The following is a 22,827-nucleotide window of genomic DNA, read 5'->3' as shown; positions in this document are numbered from 1 at the left end:
GCTGGGACAACCAGATCGGCGCACAGGCGCGGAGCGCCTAGTGCAGGCGGTTCTGCGCGGCCTCGAGCCCGACGCGCAGGACCAGTTCGACGGCGTCGGCCGCCTCCTCGCAGACGAGGTCGAGTTCCTTGCGTTCCACGGAGGAGAACGGCTTGAGCACGTACGACGCCGGATCCATCCGGCCCGGGGGACGGCCGATCCCGACGCGGGTGCGCAGATAGTCCTTGGTGCCGAGCGACTGCGAGATCGATCGCAGTCCGTTGTGCCCGCCCTCACCGCCGCCCTGCTTGAGGCGGACGGTCCCGAAGTCGAGGTCGAGTTCGTCGTGGATCACCACGATGTTGCCGGGGTCGACGGAGAAGAACCGGGCGAGCCCGGCCACGGCGCCACCGGACAGATTCATGAACGATCGCGGCTTGGCGAGGATCGTCGGCCGGCCTTCGAGGCGTCCCTGGACGATCTCGGCGCCGCTCTTCTTGTGTGCGCCGAACTTGCCACCCATGCGAGCGGACAGCACGCCGGCCACCATGAAGCCGACGTTGTGCCTGGTCTTCTCGTATTGCGGTCCGGGATTGCCCAGACCCACCACCAGGGCGGTGTCTTCACTCACCGACAGGTCCTTCCGTGCGACAGGGTCGTGTCAGACGACAGCGGCGCGTCACCCCGGGCATTCCGGGACGACGCGCCGCCGACATCAGTGCGGTTGCGAGAGGATCAGCCCTCGGTGCCCGCTTCGGCCGGAGCCTCGGCGGTCCCGCCTGCGGCTTCGCCGGTCTCCTCTTCGAGGTCGGCAGCGGTCGGGGCCGCGACGACGTTGACGATGAGCAGTTCTTCGTCGGCCTGCAGGGTCGAGCCCTTGGGCAGCTCGAGCTGGTTGGCGAGGATCTGGGTGCCGACCTCGAGGCCCTCGACCGAGACCTCGATCTGCTCGGGGATGTGCAGCGCGTCCGCCTCGAGGGAGATGGTGGCGGCGTCCTGCGCGACCAGGGTGCCGGACGCGGCCTCACCGGTTACCACGACGGGAACGTCGACGGTGACCTTCTCGCCCTTCTTGATGACGAGGAGGTCGGCGTGCTCGATGTAGTTGCGGATCGGGTGAACCACGACCGACTTGGTGAGCGCGACCTGCTCCTTGCCTTCGATGTCGAGGGTCAGGATCGCGTTGGTGCCGTGCGCGCGCAGGATGGCCGCGAAGTCGCGGGAGGGCACGTTCAGGTGGCGGGGGTCCTCACCGTGGCCGTACAGGACCGCGGGGACCTGGCCGTCGCGGCGCGCGCGGCGGGCGGCGCCCTTGCCGAACTCTGTGCGCACGGCGGCTACGAGGCGATTTTCGTCAGACATGGTGAAACGGCTCCTACAACTCACGGTGGTAACTGGCGGGCGGTTCGAGTCGGCGAGGGACGAACGCGCGACGGCCAGGAGCGAAACGCTCGAGCAGAGCCGTAGCCGCGTCGATCACGGTGAGCCAGCCAATTGGAACTTCTGGTTCACCCTCGCCGAGACAACTTATGGAACTCTACCGGATGGCCCGCTGACCTGCTAATCGGGTGTCCTCGGACGGCTGGTCCGACCCGGATGCGCGGCCGCGGCACCGGACAGTGGTGTGGCTCACAACTCCGAGGGTAGCCTCGCCCATGTGAGCGCTGAACGTCCTACCGCCGACCGGCTGACCGCAGTGGCCACCGGAGTGGACCTGCCGCGTCATGCGCGGCTCCTCAGTCAGGTGCACGATGCCGTGCTGTCCGGGCAGCGGCCGCCGACGTTGCCGCGGGACGTGGTCGCGCGGTCGTGGTCCCGCCTGCAGGCGGGCGGTGTGAGCCCGGACCACTGCGCGGACGTGGAACCGGCCGATTACTCCGAGATCGAGGCCCGCCGGACTCGGACGGCCCTGCGCGCGGTGCTCCCGGAACTGCGCAGCACGTTGACGCAGGTCGCCGAAGACGCGAATTTCATCGTGGTCGTCGCCGACGCCGACGGTGTCCTGCTGTGGCGGGAAGGGTCCCGCGGGGTCCGGAAAGCGGCCGACGCCCTGGGTTTCACGGAGGGCGCACGCTGGGCGGAACAGGCCGTCGGCACCAACGCGATCGGCACCGCGCTCATCGAAGATGCTGCGGTGCAATTATTTTCGGCCGAGCATTATGCGCCTTCGCACCACGGCTGGTCGTGTACCGGGTCGCCGGTGCACGACCCGCGGACGGGTGAGATCCTGGGCGTCGTCGACATCAGCGGGTCGGCGATGTCGGTCCATCCGACCACGGTCGCGCTCGTCCGCACCGCGGTGCGCCTGGCCGAGGCGACGCTGTGGCGTGAGCACACCGTGCAACTGGACAAACTGCGCGGCCGGGCGGCGCCGCTCCTCGCATCGGCGGGCGGTCCCGCGCTGGTCGTCGACAAGCACGGCTGGGTCGCGGAGGCGAGCGGAATTGCGGCGCCCGAACGGGTCGCGCCGCCCAGTCTCGACAAGCCATTGCTCGTCCCGGGGCTCGGGTTGTGTGTCCCCGAACCGCTCGGCGACGGCTGGCTGGTGCGTCGCAAGGTCGAGGGCGCGGCCATCGAACTGGAACTCGACCTCGGCGACACCCCGCACGTGACGGTCCGGGGCGACGTCAACTGGACGCGGGCGCTCTCGCCGCGGCACGCCCAGATCCTGCGGGTGCTGTCGGTGGCGGGGCCGGCGGGCGTCGACGCCGGCGCACTCAGTGAATCATTGTTCGGGGACCGGGATCATGTGGTGGCGGTCCGCGCCGAGATCTCGCGTCTGCGCAAGAGTCTCGGCGCGGTCCTCAGCACGCAGCCCTACCGGTTCGCGCCCGATGTCACGGTCCGGCTCGTCGGGTAGATTCCGTCAACCCTGTTGTGCCGCACTGATTCCCGCGCGCCGGCCGTAGAAGCTTCCGTCGCCCAGCGAGGTACCGCTGGCGTAGCCGCCCGCGCAGACGCCGGACGTGCAACGGCCCGCCGCGAACAGGCCGGGGATCGGTTCGCCGGAGACGTGCAGCACCTCGGAATCGATGCTGGTGCGCAGGCCGCCCAGCGTGAAGCCGAGCGTGAAGCCGCGCAGATCGAGGGCGGCGACCGGCGAGCCGATCGGCTTCACCCACTCGGACTTCTTGTGCAGCAACGGGTCCGCGCCCTCCGCCGCGTGCTTGTTGTACACCTCGACGGTCGATTGGAGTGCCCCCGCGGGCAGTCCCATGTCGGACTCGAGTTCCTCGACGGTCTCGGCCACCCACTTCGGCTGCACCCGCAGGAACGGGGTGGCGGTCGTCGCGGCCGACCCCTCCTCGTACGCGGCCTCGTCGATGACGAGGAACGCCTGGTTGTCCTGATGGAACAGGGTCATCTGGCCGATGCGGCCGGAATAGGTGTCCTCCGGGACGTAGCGCTGGCCCCGCCCGTTGACGAGGATGCCGCGCACGATCAGCTGAGGGTCGCAGACGAAGGCCACCTCGGTGGCGTCCATGTGCGCGAGGTCGGCGCCGAGCGCCTGCGCCATGAGGATCGACCGGCCGTCGTGCTCCTCGATGGCGGCACCGGGCCGTCCGATGAGTCGCGGCGCGTGGGCCTCGATCATCTTGTCGTTGTAGGCGAAGCTGCCGGTGGCGAGGACGACACCCCGCCGCGCTCGGACGGCGACCTCCTTGCCGTACTGCTTGGCGACGATTCCGACCACGCGTCCGGTGCCGTCGGTGATCAGAGTCTGGACCCGCATGTCGTATTCGGCTCGGACGCCCAGCTTTTCGGCGGTCTCGACGAGCGGTTTCATGAGCATGTAGCCGCCGCCCTTCTCGCCGGTCCTCTTGCCGTCCATCTGCGGGACGTGCCCGCGGGGCGCGGGAGTGGCGATCTCGTTGAACGGGGCCGCGTTCTCGCCGCCCGAATACATGAGGCCGTCGTCGAACGGCGGTTCCCAGCCGGGTTCGGCCCAGAAGCTCTCCTTGAACGGAACGCCGCAGTCGACCAGCCAGTTGTAGTGCTCGACGCTGCCCTCGCAGTAGTCGGTGATCTTCTCCTCGTCGGCGCCCGGACCGAGCGCCGCCATCATGAACGCCTTCATGTTCTCGGCGGAGTCCTCGAAGCCGCACGCCTTCTGCAGCGGAGTGCCGCCACCGAGGTAGATGAACCCGCCCGCGAGCGCGGCGGCGCCGCCCCACCCGCTGGTGCGCTCGAGGACCAGGACGTCGGCGCCGGCCCGCGCCGCCTCGATGGAGGCGGAGACGCCGGCGATGCCGTATCCCGCGACCACGACGTCGGCCTCGAAGTCCCACTCGGCGACGTCTGCTGCGGACCGGGGGCGGATCGGTGTGGCATCGGCCATGGGGAATGTCCTCTCGGGCGGTCACGGGTGCAGTGTGACGTGGGTAACTCCCAGACTGTAACCTGTTACAAAACGGGGCTCGGGGGATCTCCCGGTCAGTGGGACGGCGATTCCGGACGCTCGCTACGTCGGCAGGTCCGTGACCTCGGAGAGGGCGTAATGCAGTGTCTCCGTGCGTGCCAGCCGGTGCGCGAGATGTACTCCGATTCGCTGCACGACAGGGAATTTCTTGTCGATCAGGGCGCCGGCGGCATCTGCTTCCCGGCCCGACAGCAGTCGCGCCGTGGCCTGCGCCTGTGGACCGGTCGGCTTGCCCGACCACGTACACGGGCGGATACGTACTTCGGGGAAATTGCGGAGCCGTTTGTTCTTGGACGCCCGGCCCGGGGTGCGGAAGTACGCCCGGTCGCCGTCCACGACGAGGTTGACCGGGGTGTCCACCCACGAGCCGTCCCGCTTGCGCGTCTGTAGTTGCACGACCTTCTCCGCGGCGAAGCGCGGCAACGCCGGTGATCCCTGGTCCGTCATGACGCAGTCCTGGTTATCGGGTGAACTCCAGCGTACTGCGCTAGCGTGCAAGCGTCCGCACCTCGACGAGGAATCGGTCGAGGTCGTCGGGGGAGCAGAAGTAGTGCGGCGACGCCCGCACCACGGCGTCCAGTCCGCGGGCGCTCATGTCCAGCAGAGTCGATCCGCGCAGGCTGGCGGTGACCGTGACGTTCCGGGCGGCCAGTTGTTTCCGCACGTCACCGGGATCGAGGCCGTCGACGGTGAACGACACGATGCCGCAGCGGCGGGCACCGAGGTCGCGCACGGTGACGCCGGGGATCGCCGCGAGCCCCGACCGGAGGTGCTCGGCCCCGGTCAGGACGGCCGCCTCGACCTCGTCCACGCCGAGGTCGAGGAGATAGTCGGACGCGACACCGAGTCCGAGGCGGGCGGCGACGTCGCATTCCCAGAACTCGAACCGGCTCGCGTCGGTCGCGAGCCGGTACGAGTCGGCCGCGGTCCACTGCGCGCTGTGCAGATCGAGTGCTGCCGGTTCGAGGGTCGCGGCCAGCTCCGGCCGGACGTACAGGAAACCGGTGCCCCGCGGTGCGCGCAGCCATTTGCGGCCCGTCGCGGAGAGGGCGTCCACGCCCAGGTCGCCCACGTCGAGCGCGATCTGACCGACGGACTGGCAGGCGTCGAGCAGCACCAGGGCCCCGTGTGCGTGCGCGAGTTCCGTCACCTCGCGGACCGGGTTGACCAGGCCACCGTTGGTGGGCACGTGTACGAGGGACACGAGGCGGACCCGGTCGTCGAGGAGCGTCGCGAGCGCGGCGACGTCGATCTGACCCGCGGCGTCGCTGGGGATCACGTCGACCGTCGCCCCCACCGCCCGGGCGCGCTGCAGGACGGCGATGGCGTTGCTGGCGTACTCGACCTCCGAGATCAGCACCCGGTCGCCGGCCCGGAGCGGGACGGCGTGGAAGAAGTCGTTCCAGGCGGTGGTGGCGCTGTCGACCAGCGCGATGCTGTCGGCGCCCGCCCCGATCAGCCGGCCGAGGGACGACTTGACCGCGGCGAGGTCGTCGACCCGTTCCGCGGCCGCGATGTAACCGCCGACGTCGGCCTCCCTGCGCAGGTGTGCGAATACGGCGTCCAGGACGGGGGCCGGGGGAAGCGAGGAGCCCGCGCTGTCCAGGAAGACCTTGTCGAGGCAGCCCGGGGTGTCCCGTCGCGCCTGCTCGAGGTCGAGCATGTCCGATACCTCCCTTTCGCGGTGACTGGATTCGAACGTACCTGTGAAGGTTCCTCGAAAAGTATGCCGATGGGGCGTGCATCGACGGCCGAGGCGCTCTAATGTCGATAACGACGTTCAGGCGGCGCCCGAAGGGGAGGGTCGAATGGCTACTGCAGTTCAGTCCGTCGAGGCAACGTGTCTCACGTCGCGGCCGGCGGCGGAGGCGTACCTCGGTGGCGTGTGCTTCAAACTGGGCCCACCGCAGCTGATCGGCGCGGAATTGGAGTGGCTGACCGCGCAACTGCCGGAACACGTGCGCCCCGATCTCGCCGCTCTCGCCGAAGCTCTCGGCCCGCACACCCCCCGAACCATCGATCCTTCTTCCCCTGCCCAGCCCCTCCCCGGTGGCAGCGCCGTCACAGTCGAACCCGGCGGACAGATCGAACTGTCCAGCGCTCCTTACCACTCCGCGCGTGAGTTGTGTGATTATCTCGTCGCAGACCAGGAGGTTCTCGCGGGTCTGTTGTCCTCCCGCTCGATCCTCATGGCGTCCGAGGCCGCGGACACGCGCAGACCCGCCCAACGTCTCCTCCAGTCGCCCCGCTACTGCGCCATGGAATCCCGTTTCGCCGGGATCGGGCCTTTCGGGAAACTCATGATGTGCAACACCGCTGCAACGCAGGTCAGCGTGGACGCCGGGGCCGATCCGGCCGCAGTGGAGAGGCGCTGGAATCTGCTGCACGCCATCGGCCCCGCGTTGATCGCGGCCTTCGCGTGTTCGCCCCGGCTGTACGGGGTGCCCGACGGGCAGTGGGCGTCGCAGCGGATGCGCACGTGGCTCGAACTCGATTCGCCGCGCACCACCGGAACTCCGCACGCCGCAGACTATGCGGGCTGGGTGCTGGACGTGCCGCTGCTGTGTATACGCAACGAGGGAACGGACTGGACGGCGCCCGACGGAGTCACGTTCGCGGACTGGGCCGACGGGGCGCTGGACGGCGTGATCGAACGCCCGACCGCCGCGGACCTCGACTATCACCTCACCACCCTGTTCCCGCCCGTCCGCGCTGCCGGTCATCTGGAGGTGCGATACCTCGACGCGCAACCGGGCGATCAGTGGCGGGTTCCGGTGGCGGCGATCGACGCGCTGCTGTCGGGCCCGGGTGCCATGGCAGAGGCCCTCGCCGCGGCGCTGCCCACGTCCGAACGCTGGCGCGACGCGGCCGAGTTCGGGCTGGCAGACCTCGAACTGCGAGCTGCGGCAACAGCTCTGCTGTCGCTGGCGGCATCGTACTCGCCCGACCCCGAGTTCGTGAGACTGCTCGACACCGCCGCCGAACGATGTTGCCGGGGCCAGGCTCCGAGCGAGGACCGCTGATGGGTACCCGCGAGAAGATCGAGACCGTGCTGACCCGGGCGCGCGAGCGCACCGCCGGACTGACGGACTGCGTGGACGGGGAGGACCTCGTCGCACAGCACTCTCCGCTGATGAGCCCACTCGTCTGGGATCTCGCGCACATCGGCAATCAGGAAGAGTTGTGGCTCGTCCGCGACGTCGGTGGCCGCGAACCGGTTCGCCGCGACATCGACGAGTTGTACGACGCATTCAAGCATTCGAGAAATTCCAGGCCGTCGCTGCCGCTGCTCAACCCGGACGAGGCTCGGGAATACGTGCGTACGGTTCGGGACAAGGCGTGGGACGTCCTCGACGGCAGCACCTTCCGGGGCCGGCCGCTCGAGGAGAACGGATTCGCGTTCGGCATGATCGCTCAGCACGAGCAGCAGCACGCCGAAACCATGCTCGCCACCCACCAACTGCGTTCCGGCTCAGCCGTGCTGGCCGCGGAGAGCGCGCCGCGCATCGGTGGTGTGATCGCCGTGGACGAGGTGATCATCCCCGCGGGCGAGTTCACGATGGGAACCTCCGACGAACCGTGGGCGCTCGACAACGAACGGGACGCGCATCCCGTGCACCTTCCCGCGTTCGTCATCGATGCGGTCCCCGTCACCAACGGCCGCTACCTCGAGTTCGTCGACGACGGCGGCTATGCCCGGCCGGAACTGTGGAGTGAGCGAGGATGGGCCCACCGCGTCGAGGCGGGACTGGAGGCGCCCCAGTTCTGGGAGAACGACGGCTGCGGAACGTGGTGGCGCCGAAGGTTCGGAGTCACCGTTCCGATCCATCTCCAGGAACCGGTGGTGCACGTCTGCTTCTTCGAAGCCGAAGCGTTCGCGCGCTGGGACGGCAAGCGGCTACCGACGGAAGCCGAATGGGAGAAGGCGGCACGTTGGGATCCGTTCACCGGGCGGTCGCGCCGATTCCCCTGGGGTGACGGCGAACCCGACAGTTCACGAGCCAACCTCGGGCAGCGTCATCTCGGTCCCGCCGTGGTCGGGGCATATCCGTCGGGTGCATCCCCGCTCGGCGTCCACCAGCTGATCGGTGACGTATGGGAGTGGACGTCGTCGCCCTTCGAGCCCTATCCCGGTTTCGCGGCGTTCCCGTACCGCGAATACTCGGAGGTGTTCTACGGCGGCGACTACCGTGTGCTGCGCGGTGGTTCGTTCGGCACCGACCCGGTGGCGTGCCGGGCGACGTTCCGCAACTGGGACCACCCGATCCGCCGGCAGATCTTCTCCGGATTCCGCTGCGCCCGGGACCTTCCGGGAGACGACTGCTGAGATGTGCCGACACCTGGGCTATCTGGGACCGGAACACTCAGTGGGCGACCTCGTCAGCCGCGGCGAGAACTCGCTGCTGCGCCAGTCGTACGCGCCGCGCGACATGCGGGGCGGGGGAACGATCAACGCCGACGGATTCGGGGTGGGGTGGTGGGGACGGGACGGATTCTCCCGGTACCGCAGCGCTCAGCCGCTCTGGTCCGACCCCGTCGTGCGAGAGATGTTGCCGAACATCCGCTCCGGGGCCGTGGTGGCGGCCGCGCGGTCGGCAACCGTCGGTATGCCCGTACAGCACACGGCATGTGCGCCGTTCTCCGATGAGACCTGGGCTTTCAGCCACAACGGGGTGGTGCGCGGATGGCCCGAGTCCCTCGGCGCGCTGGTGGGCGACCTGGCGGTCGCCGATCTCCTGCAACTGGAGGCGCCGACCGACTCCGCCGCGCTGTGGCTGCTTCTGCGCCGCGCCCTCGGCGAGCTGGACCCGGAGAAGGCGATGAGCACACTCGTCCGTTCCGTCGATGCCGTAGCGCCGGGATCCCGTCTGAATCTGCTCTTGAGCAACGGCAGTGAACTCTGGGCCACCACCTGGCACCACTCGCTGTCGGCGCTCGTCGACGACGAGCGGGCCATCGTGATGTCCGAACCCTACGACGACGACCCTGCGTGGCAGTCGATTCCGGACCGTCACTTCGTCAGCGCTCGCCCCGGACACCTGATCGTCACCCCGCTCGAGATGGGAGCATAATGACCACCACACCGACACTCGACGTGTACCTGCAGCCCGAGCAGTTGAAGGCCGCTCTGCGCAAGGACGCCACCGTCGGGCTCACGTCGAACCCGAAGTGGCTGCCGCCCAAATACTTCTACGATGCCCGTGGGAGCGAGTTGTTCGAGCAGATCACGGCCCTGCCCGAATACTTTCCCACGCGCACGGAACGGGAACTGCTCCGGCGATATTCGGGGGAGATCGCCGAGGTCGCGGCTCCGGAGATCCTCGTGGAACTCGGGTCCGGGTCGTCGGAGAAGACGAGGCTCCTGCTCGAGGCGGGCACTCGGCACGGAAGCCTCCATACATATGTGCCGCAGGACGTGTCGGTGTCCGCGCTCGAGAGCGCGGCGGAGCAGATCGGTGTGGAGTTCCCGAATCTGACCGTGCGCGGCGTCGTCAGCGACTTCACCGAGTCGCTGCACCACCTGCCCCGCGGCGGTCGCCGCACGATCGCTTTCCTCGGCGGCACCCTCGGCAACATGGTGCCCGCCGAGCGTGCCGAGTTCCTCTCCGGGATCGCCGATGTCCTCGAGCCGGGGGAGCACCTCCTCCTCGGCGTGGGTCTGGTCACCGATCCCGCCGTCCTCGTACCGGCGTACGACGATGCGGCCGGGGTGACCGCGCAGTTCAACCTGAATGTGCTGCGGGTACTCAATTCGCAACTGGATGCGGACTTCCCGCTGGACGAGTTCCGGCACATCGCGCTGTGGGACGCCGGCAACGAGTGGATCGAGATGCGGCTCGAGGCCAGGCGCGCGATGTCGGTGCACGTGGGCGAATTGGATCTCGACGTCGAGTTCGCCGAAGGTGAGCAGTTGCGGACCGAGATCTCCGCAAAGTTCACCCTCGACGGCATTCGCGGGGAATTGGCGGAAGCAGGGTTCGGCGTCGACCGTACCTGGAGCGATCCCGAGGATCGCTTCGCGCTCGTGTGCGCCGCGCGGAGCTGACCCCACGTGTGTGGCACGGTGTGCCCGCGCACTCTTTCCCATTCACGTAGAGGAACGAATGGGAAAGGCGACCATGGCAGAGAGGTGCAGACGTCTCGGCCCGATCGTCGGCACCTGCGCCACAGAGGAGGCGATCTCCGCCGGCTCGGACGGCACCGCTGCCGCCGTCCCGGATTGGGTGTCGGTGACCACGACGGCGTTCCAGGTCCCGTTCACCGGGGTCATCGGTGACCCGTTCCCCCTCGCCACGGTGTCACTGGCCGCATCCGCCGGTGTGACTCCCGGGCCGGGCGCCATGCGGTTGTCAGCGACGAGCATGTGCCCGGTGTTCACTCTGGGAGTGAATTGCACGATCGGCGCATCCTCGACCACGATCGTGCCAGGTCTGGGCTACTTTTCCGTCCCCTGATGGTTCTGCCCGCCCCACCTCCCGACGAACGGGACGCTCGTTGCGTCAGATCGAACGAGCGTCCCGGTCGTCGGTCTCGCGTGCGGCCAGGGCGGGCGCAACGAACTGCTCGAGCATCGCGCGTTCGTCGGCGTCGTCGAGACCGGGGACGGTGAGCAGGGACACGATGATGCGGACGAGCCACCGCGCCCTGCGGGACGACTCCTCGCCGCTGAACCCCGCCTGCCCCAGGAAGGCGGTGCCGAGCGATTCGATGACGTCCGACGAATGAGCGATCTGCGCGGCCAGGCCGGAGTCGCCGAGCTGAAACCAGGCGGCCAGTGTCGGATCCGCGCGCACCAGACGGATCGCCGTCAGCACGGCATCGACGATCACGTCCTTCGGATCACCCGTCGCCGGCACCTGTTCCGCGACCAGCACGCCGATGCGCCGGGCCTCGCGGTGGACGAAGGCCAGCTGCAACGACTGCCTGCTGTCGAAGTAGCGGTACAACGTGGCGCGGGAACATCCGGCCGCGCGGGCGACCTCGGCCATCCCGACAGCGGCGATGCCGTTCTCGACGTACAGCCGCGCGGCGACGTCGAGGATCCGCTCCGCGGCGAGGCGGGGGCGTTCGTCGCGCATCCAGTCGGCGTTCATGCGCCGCACGCCCGGAACGGGACGCTCGTCGGGCGGCGCACGTAGTTCCCTTCGGCGTACCGGACGGCGTCGATGTCGACGGTGAAGTCGGGGCACCGGGTCAGGAGTTCTTCCAGGGCGACCCGGGCCTGCATACGCGCGGCGGCCGCACCGAGGCAGTGATGGGCTCCGTGACTGAACGTGAGGATCTGCTTCGGCCTGCGACGCACATCCAGCTCCTCCGCGTCCGGTCCGAACTGGCGGGGATCGCGGTTCGCGGAACCGTACAGCAGGAACACCTTCCGGCCCGCGGGAACGACGGTGCCCCCGATCTCGACATCCCGGGTCGCGGTGCGTGCGAGGCCCTGCACGGGCGACGTGAGTCGCAGCAGTTCCTCGACGGCGTCACCGATCAGCTCCGGGTGCTCGATCAGGTCCCGCCTCTGCTCCCGGTGGGTGGTGAGCAACTGGACCGCACCCCCGAGCATGCCGGTGGTGGTGTCGTTGCCGCCGGTGACCATGGTGAACGCGAAACCGAGGATCGAGAGGAGTCCGGGCACATCGCCGTCGGCTCCCATCCCGCTCGCAACGAGATGCGAGATGGTGTCGTCTTCGGGATCGGTGCGGCGCCGCTCGATCAGGATGCCGAAGTAGCGCATCAGATCGGTGACGGCGGCCGTCGCCTGCAGCGTGTCGCCCTGCGCGTTCGCCGCGACGATCGCCTCGGTCCAGCCGTCGAACTGCGCCCGGTCCTCCTCCGGGACACCGAGGTAGTGGGCGACGACCATGCTCGGCAGCGGCTTGAACAGTTCCTTCACCACGTCACCCTCGCCCGCGTCCAGCAGCTGCTCGATGCGCTCCACGACAAACGCCCGGACCGCGGGCTCGACCGCGGTGACCTGCCGCGGGGTGAACCCCTTCGAGACGAGCCGCCGGAACGCGGTGTGGTCGGGCGGGTCGAGCATCACCAGCGGCGGATTGTCCTGGAGTCCGATCTTCTCGAGCTCGCCGTACGTCGTGGTGAGTCCCGCGGCGGAGGAGAACGTCTCGGCGTCCCGGGCGGCCGCGTAGACGTCGGCGTACCGGGACAGCACCCAATAGTCGTGCTCGGGCTCGCCGTCCGGGACGACGTGATGGACGGGGTCGTGGTCGCGCAGGCCTGCGTACATCTGCCACGGGGCACGCCACGACTGTCCGGAGCACGGCACGAATGAGACGCTCGACACATGTGCGGTCATGTATCGATGGTGAGACACATCAGGCAAAGTGTCAATGATGCGTCGATGAGACCTAACCGAAGAGGGCGAACGCCACGACGGCGAGGATCAGCACGAGGACCGGTGTGAGAATGAGCAGCAGTCCCAGCAGCCCCGGATTCTTCACCGGCCGGTGACCGATGGCGCCCTTGCTGAAGCTGCTGAACGGCGACGCGTAGTACACGGGCGGCGCCGGGTGGTACCGGTTGTCGACGGTGATCTGCGCCTTGCCCTGCTCCACGATCCACGGCACGAAGATCTGGATGTGATGCACACCGGGCGGTGCCGGAATGACGTTGTGCCCCCATCGAAGCGGCACCGGATAACCGTTGATGCGGGCGTTGGGTGTCACCAGCATCGGGCCCATCGGCGGCTTCTTCGCGTCGATGACGAGCGCGGTGGGTGAGGAGGCGGGCTGCATGAAGGGCGAGGGTATCACCCGGCCGCAGCCCGAAGCGTGTGGCCTACTGGCCGGCCGCGATCCGGGCCTTCTCCAGGGCCGCGAGAGTGCGGAGCACCGTGGCCCGCTGCTTCTCGAGGTCGCTGATCCGGGCCCGCGCGGCGAGGCCGGCCGGTTCGCCGATGAGATTCATCTGAGCGTCGATGGCCGAGAGCTGATCGAGCAGACCCGTCACCCGGGTTTCCAGTGCGGCGACGTCGACGGCGTCGGTACGCACCGGCGCGACCGGCGGCGTGGCGGAGGTGCGGGACGTGCTCGGACGGCTCGAGGTGGTGGCGGTCGACGTTCCCGAATGCGCGGTGCTGCGCGGCTCCGACACCACGCTCGCCGCGCGGGGGCGCAGGGCCTTGCGGACCGCCGCCGGGTCGGGGAGTTCCGCGAGCTTCATCTCGTTGAGGTCGCGGCGGGCATCGCGGGCATTGACCCGGTGCTCACGCTCTTCGTCGTCGTCGGACTGCAACGTGCCACCGAGCGGACGCAGGCCGTACATGCCGAGAAAGCGGCGGGCCTCGTCGATGACCGATTCCTTCTCGCGGCAAGTGCCACAGCGAGGTTCGTTCCGGAACATTTCCACGGCGTTGTCGTCTCCGCACCACACGCACGCTCCCGGCGACCAACGCCGGACGTTTCGAATTGCAGCGATATCGATAGGGCCGGAGAGAGTCTGCGCGTCGATCACGACGAGCCACAGTAGGGGAATTCGGGCGTGCGGGTCACATCGCCGTAAGTACGACCTGCGGTTCTGCGGCCAAGCGTGACGAAGATCATGCCGAGGCGCCCCAAAGCGCTTCGCAAACGCTGTGTGCCACACATACTTTCCCGACCGGTAAGTTTCATTCCCCGGCGCCGATGACGATGGTCAGCCACTCGACGAGCGGTCGCATCGAACGCCACGCGGTGCGCACTTCGTCAGCGGCGCGGGGGGTTTCGATCCAGTCGGGGGACCGGTACGCCCGGCTGGCGGTGAGCGATTTGTGACGCATCAGGTCGAGTCGCGGGTGATCCTCGGCGACGCCGCGCGGCCGGGTCTTGAGAATGTCTCCGCCGATCTCGAAACCCGCCGACCGCACCTTCTTCACGAGCTTGACGAGTTCGCGGCCCCTGCGGTCGTCGTCGACGGCGTCGCGGAAGCGGCCGACCTGGAGCGGGGTGTGCGAGTAGAAGCCGCCCGCGACGAACAACCCGGCCGCGTCGATCTGCACGTAGTAACCGACGCCGGGGCGCGTCTCGACGAATCCGCCCTGGTGGGTCTTGTATGGCGTCTTGTCCTTCGAGAAGCGCACGTCGCGGTAGGGGCGAAACACCTTGCCCGCGCCGAACTCCGGTTCGAGCTCCGCGAGCAAAGCGGTCATGGGCGCGCGCACCGAGTCGTCGTACACGCTTTTGTGCGCGGTCCAGAAACTCTTGCTGTTGTCTGCCTCGAGGTCCTCGTAGAAGTCGAGGGCAGCGGTGGGTATCCCGGTGAACACACGGGCAAGGCTACGCCTGTGCGCCTTTCTGGTAGCTGGAGCAACCAGAAAGGCGCACGGGCGAAGCCTAGGCGTTGCCGTTGAACAGCGACGTGACCGAGCCGTTCTCGAAAACTTCCTTGATGGTGCGAGCGAGCAGCGGCGCGATGGACAGCACCGTGAGCGTCGGGAACTTCTTCGACTCGTCGATCGGGAGCGTGTTGGTGACGATGACTTCCTTGGCACCACACGCGGCGAGGCGCTCGGCCGCGGGATCGGACAGGACACCGTGTGTGGCGGCGATGATCACGTCGCCCGCGCCCGCCTCCTTCAGAATCTTCACGGCGCCGGCGATGGTTCCACCGGTGTCGATCATGTCGTCGATCAGGATGCAGGTGTGGCCGTCGACGTCACCCACGACGCGGTTGGACTTCACCTGGTTGGGCACCAGCGGATCGCGCGTCTTGTGGATGAACGCCAGCGGCGCGCCACCGAGGGTGTCGGCCCACTTCTCGGCGACCCGGACACGGCCGGAGTCGGGGGAGACGACGGCGATGTTCTCGGTGCCGTAATTGCCGCGGATGTACTCGGCGAGCTGCCCCTGGGCGTGCATGTGATCGACGGGGCCGTCGAAGAAGCCCTGGATCTGATCGGTGTGCAGGTCGACCGTGATGATGCGGTCGGCGCCCGCCGTCTTCAAGAGATCGGCGATCAGGCGAGCCGAGATGGGCTCACGTCCGCGGTGCTTCTTGTCCTGGCGGGCGTACGGGTAGAACGGCAGGATCGCGGTGATGCGCTTGGCCGATCCGCGCTTGAGCGCGTCGATCATGATCAGCTGTTCCATCACCCACGTGTTCAGCGGGGCCGGGTGGCTCTGCAGTACGAAGGCATCGGAGCCGCGGACCGATTCCTCGAAACGGACGAAGATCTCGCCGTTCGCGAAGTCACGGGCAGTCTGCGGGGTGACCCGCACGTCGAGTTCCTTCGCCACCTGCTCGGCCAGCTCCGGATGCGCGCGACCAGAAAACAGCATCAGGTTCTTCTGGTTGTCGATCCAATTCGCGGTCACTGCTCTATGCCATCCTTTAAATCTTGCTTCTCGGTTTCGTGCAGATCTGAACTGTGGTGCGGTTTCGCGGCGGACGCCGCCTCGGCGGCGGGTGTACCGGGCCGATTTCGCTGCACCCAGCCGTCAATATTGCGCTGCTTCCCACCGGAGACCGCGAGTGCCCCCGGTGGTACATCGAAACGCAGCACCGTGCCGGCGCCGGTGTAAGCACCGTCACCGACCTGTACCGGAGCGACGAACATGGTGTCCGACCCGGTCCGGACGTGCGACCCCACCACCGTACGGCTCTTGGCGACGCCGTCGTAATTGACGAACACGCTCGACGCACCGATGTTGCTGTGCTCGCCGATCGTGGCGTCACCCACGTACGTCAGGTGAGGAACTTTGGAGTGCGCCCCGATGTCGGCGTTCTTCGTCTCGACGAAAGCGCCGAGCTTACCGGACGCACCGAGGACGGTGCCGGGTCGCAAATAGGAGAACGGGCCGACGGTGGCGCCTGCGCCGATGGTCGATTCGGAGCCGTGGGTCCGCACCACGCTGGCACCGTCACCCACCGACACGTCGGAGAGGGTGGTGTCGGGACCGATCACGGCGTCTTCGCCCACGGTGGTCGTGCCGAGCAGTTGCACGCCCGGATGGATCGTGACGTCGCGACCGAGCGTCACCCCGACATCGATCCACGTGGTCGACGGATCGACGACGGTGACGCCGGCCCGCATCCAGTTCTCGACGGTGCGGCGGTTGAGTTCGGCCGCCAGCCGCGACAGCTGGACGCGATCGTTGGCACCCGCGACCTTCGCCGAGTCGGACAGGTGGGCGGCGAAGACGGGGGCGCCCGCCTCCCGCGCGATCTTGACGACGTCGGTCAGGTACAGCTCGCCCTGCGCGTTGTCCGCATTGAGCTGCCCGAGCGCGGAGCGGAGGAACTCGGCGTCGAACGCGTACACCCCCGCGTTGACCTCGGTGATGGCGGCCTGCTCCTCGGTGGCATCCGCTTCCTCGACGATTTCGGCGATCTCGCCGTCGTGGGGTAACCGAACGATACGTCCGTAACCCCTTGGCTCGGGTGCGGTGAAGGTCAGCACCGTAACCGCCGCCGGGGTGGGTTCGCTGCAATGCTCGTCGACGAGAGCGTGCAGGGTGTGGCCGTCGAGGAGCGGGACGTCGGCAGCGGTGACGAGCACGGTGCCGCGGAAATCCGCGGGAAGCGCCGACAGGCCGCATTCGACCGCGTGTCCGGTGCCGTTCTGCTCTTCCTGGACGGCGACGGCGATCGGGCGGCCCAGTTCGGACTCGAGGGCGCTGACGGCGACCCCGACGCGTTCCTTGTCGTGACCGACGACGGCGACGAGGTGCGCCGGATCGACCTCCGCGGCGGCGTGCAGCGAATGCGCGAGCATCGTGCGTCCCCCCAGGGTGTGCAACACCTTGGGGGTCTTCGACCGCATCCGAGTTCCTGCGCCGGCGGCGAGGACGACCACGGCGGTCTGCACTGGCATGAAGCTCCCTCTGGGTCATTCTGCTGTTGCTGTTCTCGACAGCTCCACCTGCAGGAATTCGCTCTGCAGGCTTCGCTCCGCCGCCAGGACTCGAACCTGAACTATCTGAACCAAAATCAGAGGTGCTGCCATTACACTACGGCGGATTGCCACACACACGGGGTGTCACGCCCGTTTGCGCGAGAGAATCCTCGCATGCCGACCCGCCGCCCGTCGAACCGCTTCCGAAATTCGTGTCGGCCGCCCCGATAGAGTGGGTGCTACCTGCAGTGTTTCTGCGCTGCCCGCGGCGCTCCGTCGTTGCGCGTGTCAGGAAAGGATGGTGCCCCGGTGCCCCGACCCACGGACGTGGACGCGACCCCCGAGAGGGTCGTGCGCACCCGGATGACCGGCACCCAGCGCCGGGAGCAGTTGATCGAGATCGGTCGAGCCCTGTTCGCCGAGCGGGGCTACGAGGCGACGTCGATCGAGGAGATCGCCCAGCGGGCGCACGTGTCCAAGCCCGTCGTCTACGAGCACTTCGGCGGCAAGGAAGGCCTGTATGCCGTGGTCGTGGATCGGGAGATGTCGCGGCTGCTGGAGATGGTGACGTCCTCGCTGAAGCAGAACCGGTCACGGATCCGGGTCGAGCGGGTGGCGCTGGCGTTGCTGACGTACGTCGAGGAGCACACCGACGGATTCCGCATCCTCGTTCGTGACTCTCCGGTGGCGGCGCCGGACGGCACGTATTCGAGCCTGCTCAACGAGGCCATCGGCCAGGTGGGGCACATCCTCGCCGGCGACTTCTCCCGGCGCGGGTTCAATCCGGATCTGGCATTGCTCTACGCGCAGGCACTCGTCGGGATGGTGTCCACCACCGCGACGTGGTGGCTGGACGAGCGGACGCCGCCGAAGGAGGTCGTCGCCGCGCATCTCGTCAACCTGTGCTGGAACGGGTTGACCAATCTCGAGGCGGATCCGCAGCTGGGTACCGATCGGTCGCATACCGCCCCGCGGTGAACATGTTCTCGTACTTCGACTCGCGGTTCAACATCCGGAGGGCGGACCCTGTCAAGTGCTAGGGTTCGCTGGAGTTTGCGCCCCGTCGGGGGGGTTGTTCGGGAGGCAGTCGATGGCGAGACAGGTTCGAGCAGAGGTAACTCGGGCTTCGGTCCTGATGGCGGCGGCCGACGTGTTCTTACGCCTTGGCTATGCGAACGCGGGTCTCAACGAGATCATCGAGCAGTCCGGCGTGACCAAAGGCGCGTTGTACTTCCATTTCAGTTCCAAGGAAGACCTGGCTCGCGGTGTGATCGACGAGGGACAGATCCGGCTCACCGCCGGAATGACGTCCGTCAGCGACGGGCCGACGCCGGCCCTGGAGGCGCTCGTCGCACTGTCGTACGTCGCGATCGAGGCGGCGAGCTCCGATCCGATCGTCGCTGCGATGTTGCGGCTACAGCACGAGATCGGTGACTACCAGGGAACGCACGGCAACGTGGTGTCCTCGTGGCAGCGGGGTTTCGAGCGCCTGGTGGCGAGAGCCGTCGAAGAGGGCGACGTTCTCGCGGAGGAGGATGTCTCCACCGAAACGCTGTCCGCCTTCTTGCTCGGTTCGTTGCTGGGGGCACATGTCGTCGCGACCGCGACGGGTGCCTTCGACGACCTTCCGCGTCGTATGGAACGGGTCTGGTACTTCATCCTTCCCGGACTGGTCGAGCCGTCGAAGCTGGTCTACTTCCGGCAGTTCGCGTCGCGGCGCCTGCTGCGCTGAGTGTGTTTCCGGCCGTCGTGCCTCCGCCGCATGTCTAACCGGTGCTGGAACTGGCTCTCGAGCCTCTAGCTTCTGCCGGTCAGGCTGGGTAGTCTCGATCGAAGTGACATTGCTCTCTTGTCTGTGTCGGGGGCCAAGAGAAGGCTGTGGAGGCAGCGCTCACCCATATCGATGGAGCCACCATGTTCCACTTGCAACCCGCGCTTCGTTCACTTGCGGCCGCTGCGGCTGTTGTCATCTCCGCCACGGTCACACCGCTCGCGGTGACACCAGAGGCAGGCGCGGCGCCGACCATCACCTCGGCGGCGCGGCTCTTCACAGGCGACTACAGCAGCGGGGACTTCTCCCAATGGCCGTCGGTGCAGACCAAGGACTACAACGGCCCCGGAACGGGTTACGTCCCCGATTATTCGGCGAGTATCGTCCCGGACGCGACCTACGGCAGGGCGGCCCGTTTCGAGGTTCGCAGTGGTGACGTCCCCTCGTTCGAGGGCGGTGAGCGTTCCGAAGTGGCGGCCGGGAACGAGACCGGCGGCCTCGAAGGCCAGACACGCTGGTACCGATTTTCCACCAAATTCGACCCGGCATTTCCTCAGAACCACGCCACCCTGGGTTGGGGGCTGACGAACCAGTGGCATCAGGACGTCGGCGTCGGAAGTCCTCCGGTCGCGTGGTCGGTGGGCCAGCGGGACGGATACTGGTCGCTGGTCGTCCAGAAGCAGTCCGTGCCCGGCGCCTATCTGGAAACACTCACCCTCTTCGAGACGCCCCTGGACGTGGGGCGGTGGCATGACGTGACGATGCAGATCAACTGGTCGGCGTCGGACACCACAGGCTGGATCAAGCTGTGGCTCAACGGCGTACCGCAGACGTTCACCAACGGCGCCGACACCTACTTCGTCCGCACGCTGATTCCCGGCACGAGCACCGTCTATTACAAAGAGGGCTACTACCGGCAAGCTATGCAACCCACTGGTGTCGTGTTCCACACCGGATTCCGGTGCGCCACCGACGAGGCGGCACTGTAGGAAGTGCCCGATGAATGGCAGGCCGCGCCTGTGATCCCGTGACGCATGTCTGATGTGGCCGTGAAGCCGAAATAGTCCAGGTGTCCAGGCCGGACAGGCGCCAGTTACGTACGCTCGGCAATCAGGATGACTTCACGCACCGACAGCGGGCCGGCGAACTTCGTACGAATGGACATCGGCGCTGCCTTCAGCAGACGCTCGATGGCTGCCTTGACCGCGACCGGCACGTAAGCATGACGCTTTGCCCTGCCTAGGTGTATCAATATCCGACTCGGCACGGCACGGCTGCGCACGCGTCGAAAGCCGGCATCACGAAGCATGGCACCCATCTCCCCGTTGGTGTACTCCCGCAGGTGGAACCCCGTGGCCACAGGAGTGAAGCCGCGCGAAATGTCCCAGGGACCGGTCAGCCGGCTGGGTGTCTCGATGAGAAAGCGCCCTCCCGGCCGCAGAATCTTCCGGACCGCGGCCAGGTGCCCGGGGACGTCGTCAGGGTGCAGATGCTCCATGACCTGACGGCTTACCACGAAATCGGCAGAGGACGGCGGCAGCGGAGGGCTCAGTACGCTACCGACCATGAACCGTGCGTTGGCCGGGCGCTCTCGGTTCGCAAGTTGCACCATCGCGTCCGAGGCGTCGATGCCGATGCATTCGCACACGGCCGGCGCGAATCGCCGAATCAGCCCCCCTCGTCCGCAGCCGACGTCGACCAGCGTGTCAGTCGGCCTGGTCAGTGCCCCGTACTGCTGGAACCATCCTTCTTCGAACGCTTCTTCGGAAGCGGCGTCCGTGACGTGCGCTCGATGCCATGGAACCTCTTCGAACAGGCGGTTGTACACATCGCGAGTGACGGCCTCGCGAGTGTCGGGGGTGCTGGCCAACAGCTCCTCGCGCAGTTCCCGCTCGATGTTCCAGTGAACTCTGGCTCGGTCTTCCGGCGGTGGCCAGTGCTTCGAGGACTCGCCCGGTGGTTGAGACATGTCTATCGAGACCTCCTGCAAACTGACGTGAGGGTTTCCGGCCGAGGCCTCTGACCAGGATGAATCGCTCGAGGACGGAGATCGGCCCACGATCTTCAGTGTAGACATCCGCGCGGCCCGCGCTGAGGTGAACGGTCGACTCACCGACAACACCTGGGCCGTCCCTTCCGGATCGTTCCGGCACTTCCCGTTGCGTCGCCTGTACTCCTCCGGGTCCGCGTCGGCGAAGCGGAGTGCCGGGCTTCCGGCGAGCGTTCGAGTGGAGCCGGTGGAACGAGGCGAAGCCTCGCAATTCGGTGTTCACAGAGCGCGTTTCAGGGTTTCGGCTTGTCGCTCCTTTGGTGGGAGGCGCCAATACGGCTCAGTCACTCCGGTATCACCGGACACTTGGATGAATTTTGTGGTTGCTATCTGACTCGTCCGTCGACGAAAGCGATTCTGCTGCTGAGGAATTAGTTGGATATGCCGATCCTGCGGGGCGCGGCGTACCGGCGGAGGGCAGGGGCGACCGGCCGGCCGCGGAGGAATCCCGCCACACTCCCGGATTCGATCGCCCTGCTGTAGATCTGCAGGGCGTCTCGTGTTGCGTCCAGGGTGTGGGTGATGTCCGCCTCGGTGTGTGCTGCGGATATGACGAACGATTGGCCGAGCACTCCGCCCGACAGCAGTTCCTGGAGGAAGAGCGTGCGGAACTCCTGCGATGGTTGACGTTCGGAGTCTCGGGTGACGAAGACGAGGCAGGACGGTCGGCCGATCACTTGGACGTAGTCTGCGATGCCCAGCTCTGCCGCTGCCGTGTTGACACCGTCGGCCAAACGCTGTCCCGACTGCATCATGTGCGAGATGGGGTCCTCGGCGGCGTAGGCGCGAACGACCGCTCGGAAAGCTGCCAGTCCACCGCGCTCCGGGCCGTGCGTGGTCGACAGGAGGAATACCCGCTCCCTGTCCGTATTCAGGCCCCCCAAGTCCATGAACTCACGTTTGCCCGCGAGGGCTGATATCGGAAAGCCGTTGCCCATGGCCTTTCCCCAACACGACAGATCGGGTTCGACCGCGTAGAGCGCCTGTGCGCCGCCGGCCGCCCATCGGAATCCGGTGATCATCTCGTCGAAGATCAACAGTGCGCCGTGCCGGTCACAGAGGGCGCGGACACCCTGGAGGAAGCCTGGTTCCGGCTCCGCCGTTGCAGTGGCGGCTTCGAGGATGACACAAGCGATCTGACCGTCGTTCCCGTCGAAGAGTGCGGCGAGCGAAGCGAGATCGTTGAACGCGAAGCCGACGGACTTGGCGGCGATGTCGGTGGGGACACCGTTGTTCATCGCTGTGGTACCGATGAACCAGTCGTCGATCGAGAAGAAGGGTTGATTGCAGATGGCCACCATCTCTCGACCCGTCACCGCCCGTGCGAGGCGGACGGCGGCGGTGGTGACGTCCGACCCGTTCTTGGCGAACTTCACCATGTCTGCGGCGGGAACCAGTTCGAGGAAGTCTTCCGCGGCGTGCAGTTCGAGTTGCGTCGGTCTGCTGAAGTTGGTCCCGTCGGCGATCGCTGCGGATACAGCTTCCGTGACGGGACGGTAGCCGTGCCCCAACGTCACCGATCGCAGACCCATGCCGTACTCGATGAACCTGTTTCCGTCCGCGTCCCATACATGTGCGCCTGATCCGCGGACGAGGACGGGTGCCATGAAGTCCGGATACTGGTCGGGACCGCGCGCGTACGTGTGCGCGCCGCCCGGGACCAATCTGTTCAGCCGGGATTGCAGCTCGTTGGAGCGCGTGAACGATCGGCGCGCCGAGCCGTCATCGGGTGCATTCGACATAGCCGAACTCCGGGGTGTAGAGGTGTGCAGCGCCTTCAA

23 protein-coding genes and 1 tRNA gene are annotated in these 22,827 nt (G+C 67.3%); 9 read left to right on the top strand and 15 right to left on the bottom strand.

The genetic code is table 11. The features are described 5' to 3' along the window. Nucleotides 1-37: 37 nt before the first annotated feature. The gene (gene pth, locus H0B43_RS08145) at nucleotides 38-610 is read right to left on the bottom strand and encodes an aminoacyl-tRNA hydrolase (protein ID WP_185728380.1); all 573 of its coding nucleotides are present in this window, start codon (nucleotides 608-610) and stop codon (nucleotides 38-40) included. 104 nt (nucleotides 611-714) lie between these two features. Continuing rightward, nucleotides 715-1,341: a 50S ribosomal protein L25/general stress protein Ctc gene (locus H0B43_RS08140; RefSeq protein ID WP_185728381.1), complete on the bottom strand. Its 627-nt coding sequence runs from the start codon at nucleotides 1,339-1,341 to the stop codon at nucleotides 715-717. Nucleotides 1,342-1,636: 295 nt separating this feature from the next. Here H0B43_RS08140 and H0B43_RS08135 point away from each other — a divergent pair, with 295 nt between their 5' ends. Continuing rightward, on the top strand, nucleotides 1,637-2,839 hold the full coding sequence (locus H0B43_RS08135; protein ID WP_185728382.1) for a GAF domain-containing protein: 1,203 nt from the start codon (nucleotides 1,637-1,639) through the stop codon (nucleotides 2,837-2,839). A gap of 6 nt (nucleotides 2,840-2,845) precedes the next feature. On the opposite strand, the gene H0B43_RS08130 is transcribed toward H0B43_RS08135, so the two are convergent. From H0B43_RS08130 to H0B43_RS08120, 3 genes are all read right to left on the bottom strand, one after another. Continuing rightward, nucleotides 2,846-4,318, bottom strand: a complete 1,473-nt coding sequence (locus H0B43_RS08130) for an FAD-dependent oxidoreductase (RefSeq protein ID WP_185728383.1) — start codon at nucleotides 4,316-4,318, stop codon at nucleotides 2,846-2,848. Nucleotides 4,319-4,441: 123 nt separating this feature from the next. Continuing rightward, nucleotides 4,442-4,846: a PPOX class F420-dependent oxidoreductase gene (locus H0B43_RS08125; RefSeq protein ID WP_185728384.1), complete on the bottom strand. Its 405-nt coding sequence runs from the start codon at nucleotides 4,844-4,846 to the stop codon at nucleotides 4,442-4,444. Nucleotides 4,847-4,886: 40 nt separating this feature from the next. Continuing rightward, on the bottom strand, nucleotides 4,887-6,062 hold the full coding sequence (locus H0B43_RS08120; RefSeq protein WP_185728385.1) for an aminotransferase class V-fold PLP-dependent enzyme: 1,176 nt from the start codon (nucleotides 6,060-6,062) through the stop codon (nucleotides 4,887-4,889). A 145-nt stretch (nucleotides 6,063-6,207) separates the two neighbouring features. Here H0B43_RS08120 and egtA point away from each other — a divergent pair, with 145 nt between their 5' ends. The 5 genes from egtA (at nucleotide 6,208) to H0B43_RS08095 (ending at nucleotide 10,854) form a co-directional block, all read left to right on the top strand. Continuing rightward, nucleotides 6,208-7,422 carry an ergothioneine biosynthesis glutamate--cysteine ligase EgtA gene (egtA, locus tag H0B43_RS08115; RefSeq protein ID WP_185728386.1) on the top strand — a complete coding sequence of 405 codons (1,215 nt, stop codon included), beginning with the start codon at nucleotides 6,208-6,210 and terminating at the stop codon, nucleotides 7,420-7,422. Then, the gene (gene egtB / locus H0B43_RS08110; protein ID WP_185728387.1) at nucleotides 7,422-8,726 is read left to right on the top strand and encodes an ergothioneine biosynthesis protein EgtB; all 1,305 of its coding nucleotides are present in this window, start codon (nucleotides 7,422-7,424) and stop codon (nucleotides 8,724-8,726) included. The genes egtA and egtB overlap by 1 nt, the downstream gene beginning before the upstream one ends. A gap of 1 nt (nucleotide 8,727) precedes the next feature. Continuing rightward, nucleotides 8,728-9,471, top strand: a complete 744-nt coding sequence (gene egtC / locus H0B43_RS08105; RefSeq protein ID WP_185728388.1) for an ergothioneine biosynthesis protein EgtC — start codon at nucleotides 8,728-8,730, stop codon at nucleotides 9,469-9,471. Continuing rightward, nucleotides 9,471-10,445 carry an L-histidine N(alpha)-methyltransferase gene (egtD, locus tag H0B43_RS08100; RefSeq protein WP_185728389.1) on the top strand — a complete coding sequence of 325 codons (975 nt, stop codon included), beginning with the start codon at nucleotides 9,471-9,473 and terminating at the stop codon, nucleotides 10,443-10,445. Before egtC ends, egtD begins: the two co-directional genes overlap by 1 nt. Nucleotides 10,446-10,518: 73 nt before the next feature. After that, nucleotides 10,519-10,854 (top strand): hypothetical protein, encoded by a 336-nt coding sequence (locus H0B43_RS08095; RefSeq protein WP_185728390.1) that lies wholly within the window; start codon nucleotides 10,519-10,521, stop codon nucleotides 10,852-10,854. 45 nt (nucleotides 10,855-10,899) lie between these two features. Here H0B43_RS08095 and H0B43_RS08090 read toward each other — a convergent pair whose 3' ends face one another. From H0B43_RS08090 to H0B43_RS08055, 8 genes are all read right to left on the bottom strand, one after another. Next, nucleotides 10,900-11,493, bottom strand: a complete 594-nt coding sequence (locus H0B43_RS08090) for a TetR/AcrR family transcriptional regulator (protein WP_185728391.1) — start codon at nucleotides 11,491-11,493, stop codon at nucleotides 10,900-10,902. Continuing rightward, the gene (locus tag H0B43_RS08085) at nucleotides 11,490-12,710 is read right to left on the bottom strand and encodes a cytochrome P450 (RefSeq protein WP_185728392.1); all 1,221 of its coding nucleotides are present in this window, start codon (nucleotides 12,708-12,710) and stop codon (nucleotides 11,490-11,492) included. Before H0B43_RS08085 ends, H0B43_RS08090 begins: the two co-directional genes overlap by 4 nt. A gap of 52 nt (nucleotides 12,711-12,762) precedes the next feature. Continuing rightward, nucleotides 12,763-13,149: a hypothetical protein gene (locus tag H0B43_RS08080; RefSeq protein WP_185728393.1), complete on the bottom strand. Its 387-nt coding sequence runs from the start codon at nucleotides 13,147-13,149 to the stop codon at nucleotides 12,763-12,765. A 43-nt stretch (nucleotides 13,150-13,192) separates the two neighbouring features. After that, the gene (locus H0B43_RS08075) at nucleotides 13,193-13,756 is read right to left on the bottom strand and encodes a hypothetical protein (protein WP_213015101.1); all 564 of its coding nucleotides are present in this window, start codon (nucleotides 13,754-13,756) and stop codon (nucleotides 13,193-13,195) included. 265 nt (nucleotides 13,757-14,021) lie between these two features. Then, nucleotides 14,022-14,657, bottom strand: a complete 636-nt coding sequence (locus H0B43_RS08070) for a DUF2461 domain-containing protein (protein ID WP_185728395.1) — start codon at nucleotides 14,655-14,657, stop codon at nucleotides 14,022-14,024. Between the two features lie 67 nt (nucleotides 14,658-14,724). Then, entirely contained in the window at nucleotides 14,725-15,705 is a 981-nt protein-coding gene (locus tag H0B43_RS08065; RefSeq protein WP_005568652.1) for a ribose-phosphate diphosphokinase, read from the bottom strand. Beyond that, entirely contained in the window at nucleotides 15,702-17,204 is a 1,503-nt protein-coding gene (gene glmU, locus H0B43_RS08060) for a bifunctional UDP-N-acetylglucosamine diphosphorylase/glucosamine-1-phosphate N-acetyltransferase GlmU (RefSeq protein WP_185728396.1), read from the bottom strand. Before glmU ends, H0B43_RS08065 begins: the two co-directional genes overlap by 4 nt. Before the next feature lie 75 nt (nucleotides 17,205-17,279). Then, nucleotides 17,280-17,350 (bottom strand) — tRNA-Gln (locus tag H0B43_RS08055). Between the two features lie 238 nt (nucleotides 17,351-17,588). Here H0B43_RS08055 and H0B43_RS08050 point away from each other — a divergent pair. The 3 genes from H0B43_RS08050 to H0B43_RS08040 all read left to right on the top strand — a co-directional run bounded on the left by H0B43_RS08050 (nucleotide 17,589) and on the right by H0B43_RS08040 (nucleotide 19,985). Continuing rightward, complete coding sequence (locus H0B43_RS08050; RefSeq protein WP_213015630.1) at nucleotides 17,589-18,203, top strand: TetR/AcrR family transcriptional regulator; 615 nt, start codon at nucleotides 17,589-17,591, stop codon at nucleotides 18,201-18,203. A gap of 112 nt (nucleotides 18,204-18,315) precedes the next feature. Beyond that, entirely contained in the window at nucleotides 18,316-18,957 is a 642-nt protein-coding gene (locus tag H0B43_RS08045; protein WP_185728398.1) for a ScbR family autoregulator-binding transcription factor, read from the top strand. Nucleotides 18,958-19,139: 182 nt separating this feature from the next. Beyond that, nucleotides 19,140-19,985, top strand: coding sequence for a polysaccharide lyase (locus tag H0B43_RS08040; RefSeq protein ID WP_185728399.1), 846 nt, complete (start codon nucleotides 19,140-19,142; stop codon nucleotides 19,983-19,985). Nucleotides 19,986-20,089: 104 nt separating this feature from the next. On the opposite strand, the gene H0B43_RS08035 is transcribed toward H0B43_RS08040, so the two are convergent. Beyond that, on the bottom strand, nucleotides 20,090-20,965 hold the full coding sequence (locus H0B43_RS08035) for a class I SAM-dependent methyltransferase (RefSeq protein WP_185728400.1): 876 nt from the start codon (nucleotides 20,963-20,965) through the stop codon (nucleotides 20,090-20,092). Between the two features lie 452 nt (nucleotides 20,966-21,417). Next, nucleotides 21,418-22,788 (bottom strand): glutamate-1-semialdehyde 2,1-aminomutase, encoded by a 1,371-nt coding sequence (locus H0B43_RS08030; protein ID WP_185728401.1) that lies wholly within the window; start codon nucleotides 22,786-22,788, stop codon nucleotides 21,418-21,420. Nucleotides 22,789-22,827: the final 39 nt, after the last annotated feature.

Source organism: Rhodococcus sp. 4CII (assembly GCF_014256275.1).
In the GTDB taxonomy this organism is placed as follows: Bacteria; Actinomycetota; Actinomycetes; order Mycobacteriales; family Mycobacteriaceae; genus Rhodococcus_F; species Rhodococcus_F wratislaviensis_A.
The sequence above is the reverse complement of the archived record's forward strand: the minus strand, read 5'-3'. Positions and strand labels throughout refer to the sequence as shown.

Excerpts from the sequence above, each read along its gene's own strand:
- H0B43_RS08140 (WP_185728381.1), bottom strand. The coding sequence starts at position 1,341 with ATGTCTGACGAAAATCGCCTCGTAGCCGCCGTGCGCACAGAGTTCGGC.
- H0B43_RS08130 (WP_185728383.1), bottom strand. The coding sequence starts at position 4,318 with ATGGCCGATGCCACACCGATCCGCCCCCGGTCCGCAGCAGACGTCGCC.
- H0B43_RS08125 (WP_185728384.1), bottom strand. The coding sequence starts at position 4,846 with ATGACGGACCAGGGATCACCGGCGTTGCCGCGCTTCGCCGCGGAGAAG.
- H0B43_RS08120 (WP_185728385.1), bottom strand. The coding sequence starts at position 6,062 with ATGCTCGACCTCGAGCAGGCGCGACGGGACACCCCGGGCTGCCTCGAC.
- egtA (WP_185728386.1), top strand. The coding sequence starts at position 6,208 with ATGGCTACTGCAGTTCAGTCCGTCGAGGCAACGTGTCTCACGTCGCGG.
- egtB (WP_185728387.1), top strand. The coding sequence starts at position 7,422 with ATGGGTACCCGCGAGAAGATCGAGACCGTGCTGACCCGGGCGCGCGAG.
- egtC (WP_185728388.1), top strand. The coding sequence starts at position 8,728 with ATGTGCCGACACCTGGGCTATCTGGGACCGGAACACTCAGTGGGCGAC.
- egtD (WP_185728389.1), top strand. The coding sequence starts at position 9,471 with ATGACCACCACACCGACACTCGACGTGTACCTGCAGCCCGAGCAGTTG.
- H0B43_RS08095 (WP_185728390.1), top strand. The coding sequence starts at position 10,519 with ATGGCAGAGAGGTGCAGACGTCTCGGCCCGATCGTCGGCACCTGCGCC.
- H0B43_RS08090 (WP_185728391.1), bottom strand. The coding sequence starts at position 11,493 with ATGAACGCCGACTGGATGCGCGACGAACGCCCCCGCCTCGCCGCGGAG.
- H0B43_RS08085 (WP_185728392.1), bottom strand. The coding sequence starts at position 12,710 with ATGACCGCACATGTGTCGAGCGTCTCATTCGTGCCGTGCTCCGGACAG.
- H0B43_RS08080 (WP_185728393.1), bottom strand. The coding sequence starts at position 13,149 with ATGCAGCCCGCCTCCTCACCCACCGCGCTCGTCATCGACGCGAAGAAG.
- H0B43_RS08075 (WP_213015101.1), bottom strand. The coding sequence starts at position 13,756 with ATGTTCCGGAACGAACCTCGCTGTGGCACTTGCCGCGAGAAGGAATCG.
- glmU (WP_185728396.1), bottom strand. The coding sequence starts at position 17,204 with ATGCCAGTGCAGACCGCCGTGGTCGTCCTCGCCGCCGGCGCAGGAACT.
- H0B43_RS08050 (WP_213015630.1), top strand. The coding sequence starts at position 17,589 with ATGACCGGCACCCAGCGCCGGGAGCAGTTGATCGAGATCGGTCGAGCC.
- H0B43_RS08045 (WP_185728398.1), top strand. The coding sequence starts at position 18,316 with ATGGCGAGACAGGTTCGAGCAGAGGTAACTCGGGCTTCGGTCCTGATG.
- H0B43_RS08040 (WP_185728399.1), top strand. The coding sequence starts at position 19,140 with ATGTTCCACTTGCAACCCGCGCTTCGTTCACTTGCGGCCGCTGCGGCT.
- H0B43_RS08035 (WP_185728400.1), bottom strand. The coding sequence starts at position 20,965 with ATGTCTCAACCACCGGGCGAGTCCTCGAAGCACTGGCCACCGCCGGAA.
- H0B43_RS08030 (WP_185728401.1), bottom strand. The coding sequence starts at position 22,788 with ATGTCGAATGCACCCGATGACGGCTCGGCGCGCCGATCGTTCACGCGC.